Source organism: Paracoccus aminovorans (assembly GCF_001546115.1).
Taxonomy (GTDB): Bacteria; Pseudomonadota; Alphaproteobacteria; order Rhodobacterales; family Rhodobacteraceae; genus Paracoccus; species Paracoccus aminovorans_B.
Genome location: NZ_LNBC01000051.1, coordinates 1 through 822, shown reverse-complemented (window position 1 = coordinate 822; position 822 = coordinate 1). Strand labels below are relative to the sequence as shown.

Genomic DNA, 822 nt, shown 5'->3' with positions numbered 1-822 from the left:
GGGCGGCTGCGGCATCGCCGCAGGCGCGCTGGATTCAGGGAAGTATGAAAAGGGGCCGGTTCAGCGGAGCGTCGGCCCCTGTTCCAGATCGGCGGCGCGCTGCAGCATGCGGATGGCGGTCCGCACGCTGAGCCGATCCCGCTGCAGGGACGGATGGGACAGAATCTCGCAGATCGCCTTGACACTCGTCTCGGACAGGTTGCGCTTCGCGCCCTCGCGGCGCACGAAGGCCTGCAGTTCCGCAAGAGTGAGGTGGCGCAACCGGATCGGCGGGCACCGGCTGAGCAAGGGCTCGGGCAGCAGCCGGCAATCGTTCGAGGTCAGCACCCAGCTCACCCAGCTCATATCGAATTTCACCTGGTAATACGGGCAGCTCCAGCGCTGCGCGGTCAGCGGTTCCAACAGCGGCAGAACCGCCTCGGCCAGACCGAAGGCATGCCCTTACATCGAAACCGCGGTGCCGGCTTTTTCGATCTCGTCCACAATCATGACCGGATTGGCGATGCGGCTTTGCAGGACGGTTTCGATCAGTCGACCGGGGTAGGATCCACCCCAGCCACGTTGCGAACCGACAATGCCGAAGGAGGCATTCTCGCCGGTGGCCTCGATCACGGCGGTGGACGTGGCCAGCAATGTGGCAAGATCTCTGCCGAAACGGCTTTTGCCAATGCCGGGCGGGCCGGTGAGCTGGAGTGGCGGGATCCTGAGGCCCGGAGCACCCTCGCGCCACGAGCGGCGCATTGCGTGCCAGATCACCTCGGTGGCCGGGGCCATCCAGGGCATGTCCCCGTGCAAGCCCGCGGCCAGCTCGTCGGCGTGATG

Annotated in this window: 2 protein-coding genes; both read right to left on the bottom strand. The window is 66.2% G+C overall.

Translation table 11 applies throughout. From position 1 onward, the window contains the following. Window positions 1-60 precede the first annotated feature (60 nt). Window positions 61-402, bottom strand: coding sequence for a hypothetical protein (locus ASV56_RS24760; protein ID WP_253879828.1), 342 nt, complete (start codon window positions 400-402; stop codon window positions 61-63). Window positions 403-441: 39 nt separating this feature from the next. Then, window positions 442-822: AAA family ATPase (locus ASV56_RS24755; RefSeq protein ID WP_367577182.1), on the bottom strand; the 381-nt coding region annotated here is incomplete at its 5' end.